Genomic DNA, 3,526 nt, shown 5'->3' with positions numbered 1-3,526 from the left:
AGGCACGGCGTAGAAGATTTAAATGCAGGTGGTGAAAAAGCAAAAGCACTAAATGGTGTTGTTTATGCAATGCAGTTGAATGACAAAGACGGAAAAACTGCCCAAAAGGTGACGGCAATTGATAAAGATGGAAATAGGTTAGACTTACCATTGCACAGCAGCGGCCGCCCAGAGTTGTTTTTTCATGATGGAGAAAAACAATATTTATCAGTTTATGATACGCCAAGCGGTATTTATATCGGTGAAAACAAAAAATTAAAGTCTGATAGCTATTGTAGTGATTTTTACGTTAGTAATGAGGGTTTATTTTTTGCAATTATAGACGGTCGAAAAGTATTTATTGATGATGGTGTTTATCCCGATATGGCAGCAGATGCGCCATTATTGCAAGGTGAAAATTTGCCTACTACGTTTGCTTGCTTGGGTGAAAATGACCGATTTATTATTTTTCAAGGCTTTGTAAATGGCGAGCCTGTTATATTCAAAAAAAGCACGGGAACATTCATAAATTCAAGCTTTCGCGGTAGTAGTCACGCTGCGGGTTCTGATGGTAATTTATATTGCCATTCGGGTGACTCTATTTACCGCTCAGAAGAGGGGCAATCATGGGTGAAAGTTGTAAGTGGAATGCATGAAAGCAATGATAATCACAGGTTATTTGTGGGGGATGCGTTCATGCTGTCAGTGAACCCCGAAAGTTATTCATTTAAATATTATGATGCTGAAATATCGAGAGTTAAAGCACAGGCAAAAATACGCATGTTAAAGGAGGTTATATAGTGAAAACCTCAACAATTTCTATGTTAGTTATTGGCGCGCTTGGGGCAATGTTCGCATTACCTTCAAGCGCGCCGCTAAAGCCTAAAGGCATTCGCAATAATAACCCGCTGAATATTGAAGCGCGTGAAAGTTGGGTTGGTCAAATTGGTGATGACGGGCGCTTTATTATTTTTGAAACTGCAAAGCATGGCTTTAGAGCGGCGGGGCGCATAATGCGAACTAAAGCGAGTCGGGGAGTTCGCACTATTGAAAGTATCATTAACGAATGGGCACCGCCAAAAAATGACGCGGGTGAATATGAAAACCACACCACAAATTACATTAACTTTGTCAGTGATAAAACAAATATTGCAGCAGATAAAACACTGTCAGATTTAGAATACCCTGCGGTAATTTCTGCAATGGTGCAAATGGAAAACGGGCAAAATCCGTATACATTTGATGAAATTAAATCGGGGTTCGAGTGGGGTTACTATGGGTAATTTTTTAACTAAAAACTTCGTGTGGATACTGGCTGCGGGTGTTGGTGTTTATTTTTATAAACAGGTTGATGAAAAATCAAAGGCAATCACTAAGCCAATCGGTAACTTTTTAGCACAAGTACAGTTCGCCATTAATAACAGCGGTGATATTAAGTATCCAAACGCGGGCTTTTTTCTCAATTCTGAAAAGCTTGATTACACACTAAAGGTAAATAATTTAGTGTGGTTTGATGCAATAGAAAAGTTGCACCCAGCGCATAAGGTTTTTTTAGATGAAATCTTTGATTCTGATAAGCGATTAAAAAACCAGTACCGACCTTTATTGAATGGCCTTGTTGATGCTGATTCAATACAGACTGTTAAAAAGGGGTAATGCTATGCAATGGTTATCCTTGTTATTTAAACCCGTTGATACATGGCTAAAAAACCGCGCTGCAAAAGCAAGCGCGGAGCATAACCGAGATATGGCCGTAATAAATAACCAAGCGAGGTTAGCGCAGTCAGAAAAAGACTATAACCACAATTGGGAAATGGCATCACTTCAAGATAAAGATAAAGGACTTCGGTTTTTTAGTTATTGCATGTTTACCGCACCGATTTTAATTACTGTCGTGTCTCCTGAACATGGTGCGCAAATATTTAAAAATCTTGAAGGTGTGCCGCCGTGGTTGGTTCAAACATGGATAGCAATTAACGGCGGTGTATGGGGCATTGCGAGTTTAAAAAACATTGTCCCTCAGTTTATCGGGCAATTTAGGCGGGTAAAAAATGGATGATGTAATAATAAAAATTGCACTAACCGCCATACTAACAGGCGCAACAAGTGCCGTTGCTGTAGTGGCTGCGTTAAAGGTTCATATAACGTATTTAAAGTACGGGCTAGAAATGCAAGTTAAAAGCCATAACGAGCTAGTAGCAAAAGTGGGTGTAATAGAAAACGAAGTAATAAAACTAAATATGCTGAATATAAGCAATTAAAAAAGGCCGCTAAAATGCGGCCTTTTTTTATAGGGCGTTGCTCCTGGTTAAATCAAAAATTCGTTACGCGCGTTTTTTATCGCCGTACTTCAAAACAATATCTTTGATAGTTAATTGATCCGAAAGTTTGATTAAATCATTGCCGATAGTTTTTAGGGTGGCGCTGGCTTCAACTAATTCATGTAAGTAATCAATTTTGTTCTGCAAGGCTTGAACGTGGCTTTCATTGTAACGTACAGACTTCTGCAGAAAGTCTATCTTGTTTAGATAAGCCGCGTCATAACGATGCCCGCGCGGTGTCCACAAATAACCTTCGCGGCAAATATAATAACCGTCCCAATCTTTATGTAGCGACATACCGCCATTAATACGTTGTTCAAGCATGACCAGAGCGCGCGGGCATGGGTTGTTGTCTTTTATCCAGCGCTCTAAAGTGCGCTCAGATTTGATGTATAAAAAATCCATAGTGGCGCGGCGGTCTAGTTTGCCGAAGTTCATAAAGCCCGCGCGAAAAAGCATATTTTTAAAATTTGTCATAATAATTCCATTATTAACTATGATTTTTTTAGATTGATAAACTGACTTCAATTAATATTATTGATTGAAGGGTTTTAGGGGAAAACGTGTAAAAACAACACGTAAGGCCAATTTTATCACTCTAAAGGGTTATAGCGTCATAATGGCGGGTTCGACCGTATTTAACATAATATAAATCGTAAGCCTACCGAACGCCTGAAAGCCCCGTAAATAAAGAGAATACCCAAAACGGTAACGACAAAATGTCGGGTGTAAAAATTACTATGCTGCGCTCTTTCGCCATAATTTAGCTATTTCGGGTTTACCCTTCTTTTCAGCCTTCCCAGCTTCAATTAAAGCCAGTGTTTTCAAGGGTTCAGGGTGTTCGCCCACTAAAAGTAACTGTAAAGATAAATGTTCTGAAAATTCACGCTCACCAGTTCTAATGCTGCTAAGTGTTTGTTTTGATATGCCAGTTAGTTTGCTAACCATGTAGTCGGAGTCAATATCGGCGGTGCTTTTAAACCAATCTAATAGTTCTTTTGAGTTGCTTATTTTCATATGTTTTCTATCCGTCTTGGCGTGTCGGTAATTTGATTATAGTCGTAGTTCACGGTTTGTGCACTAGGCCATGAGGTGTGGACTAGTGCACAACTTGTGTCTATTATCTGTTTCGAAGCGGTCGCCCGACCGTTTTATTCGCTTGGCGGCGGGTGGCGGTTACTTGTATTGCAATGTAACCGCCGCACACAAAACCAAGCATGAACAAA

The 3,526-nt window shown here is 39.7% G+C and carries 7 protein-coding genes; 5 read left to right on the top strand and 2 right to left on the bottom strand.

From position 1 onward, the window contains the following. The 5 genes from I6F47_RS19990 to I6F47_RS19970 form a co-directional block, all read left to right on the top strand. A partial coding sequence (locus tag I6F47_RS19990) for a hypothetical protein (RefSeq protein WP_197184423.1) occupies positions 1–780 on the top strand: 780 nt, incomplete at its 5' end. Further along, positions 780–1,262 (top strand): virion protein, encoded by a 483-nt coding sequence (locus tag I6F47_RS19985; protein ID WP_197184422.1) that lies wholly within the window; start codon positions 780–782, stop codon positions 1,260–1,262. The genes I6F47_RS19990 and I6F47_RS19985, both read left to right, overlap by 1 nt. Beyond that, positions 1,255–1,635, top strand: a complete 381-nt coding sequence (locus I6F47_RS19980) for a hypothetical protein (RefSeq protein WP_197184421.1) — start codon at positions 1,255–1,257, stop codon at positions 1,633–1,635. The genes I6F47_RS19985 and I6F47_RS19980 overlap by 8 nt, the downstream gene beginning before the upstream one ends. A gap of 4 nt (positions 1,636–1,639) precedes the next feature. Beyond that, positions 1,640–2,038, top strand: coding sequence for a hypothetical protein (locus tag I6F47_RS19975; protein WP_197184420.1), 399 nt, complete (start codon positions 1,640–1,642; stop codon positions 2,036–2,038). Continuing rightward, a complete protein-coding gene (locus tag I6F47_RS19970) occupies positions 2,031–2,240 on the top strand; it encodes a hypothetical protein (RefSeq protein WP_197184419.1) in 210 nt (69 codons plus the stop codon). Before I6F47_RS19975 ends, I6F47_RS19970 begins: the two co-directional genes overlap by 8 nt. 63 nt (positions 2,241–2,303) lie before the next feature. Here the strand turns inward: I6F47_RS19970 and I6F47_RS19965 are convergent, their stop codons facing one another. Next, positions 2,304–2,777 (bottom strand): DUF3653 domain-containing protein, encoded by a 474-nt coding sequence (locus I6F47_RS19965; RefSeq protein ID WP_231609264.1) that lies wholly within the window; start codon positions 2,775–2,777, stop codon positions 2,304–2,306. Between the two features lie 261 nt (positions 2,778–3,038). Next, positions 3,039–3,317, bottom strand: coding sequence for a hypothetical protein (locus I6F47_RS19960; protein ID WP_197184418.1), 279 nt, complete (start codon positions 3,315–3,317; stop codon positions 3,039–3,041). Positions 3,318–3,526 lie beyond the last annotated feature (209 nt).

The organism is Pseudoalteromonas sp. NZS37, from assembly GCF_015864265.1.
Taxonomy (GTDB): Bacteria; Pseudomonadota; Gammaproteobacteria; order Enterobacterales; family Alteromonadaceae; genus Pseudoalteromonas; species Pseudoalteromonas arctica.
The sequence above is the reverse complement of the archived record's forward strand: the minus strand, read 5'-3'. Positions and strand labels throughout refer to the sequence as shown.

Excerpts from the sequence above, each read along its gene's own strand:
- I6F47_RS19965 (WP_231609264.1), bottom strand. The coding sequence starts at position 2,777 with ATGACAAATTTTAAAAATATGCTTTTTCGCGCGGGCTTTATGAACTTC.
- I6F47_RS19960 (WP_197184418.1), bottom strand. The coding sequence starts at position 3,317 with ATGAAAATAAGCAACTCAAAAGAACTATTAGATTGGTTTAAAAGCACC.
- I6F47_RS19970 (WP_197184419.1), top strand. The coding sequence starts at position 2,031 with ATGGATGATGTAATAATAAAAATTGCACTAACCGCCATACTAACAGGC.
- I6F47_RS19980 (WP_197184421.1), top strand. The coding sequence starts at position 1,255 with ATGGGTAATTTTTTAACTAAAAACTTCGTGTGGATACTGGCTGCGGGT.
- I6F47_RS19975 (WP_197184420.1), top strand. The coding sequence starts at position 1,640 with ATGCAATGGTTATCCTTGTTATTTAAACCCGTTGATACATGGCTAAAA.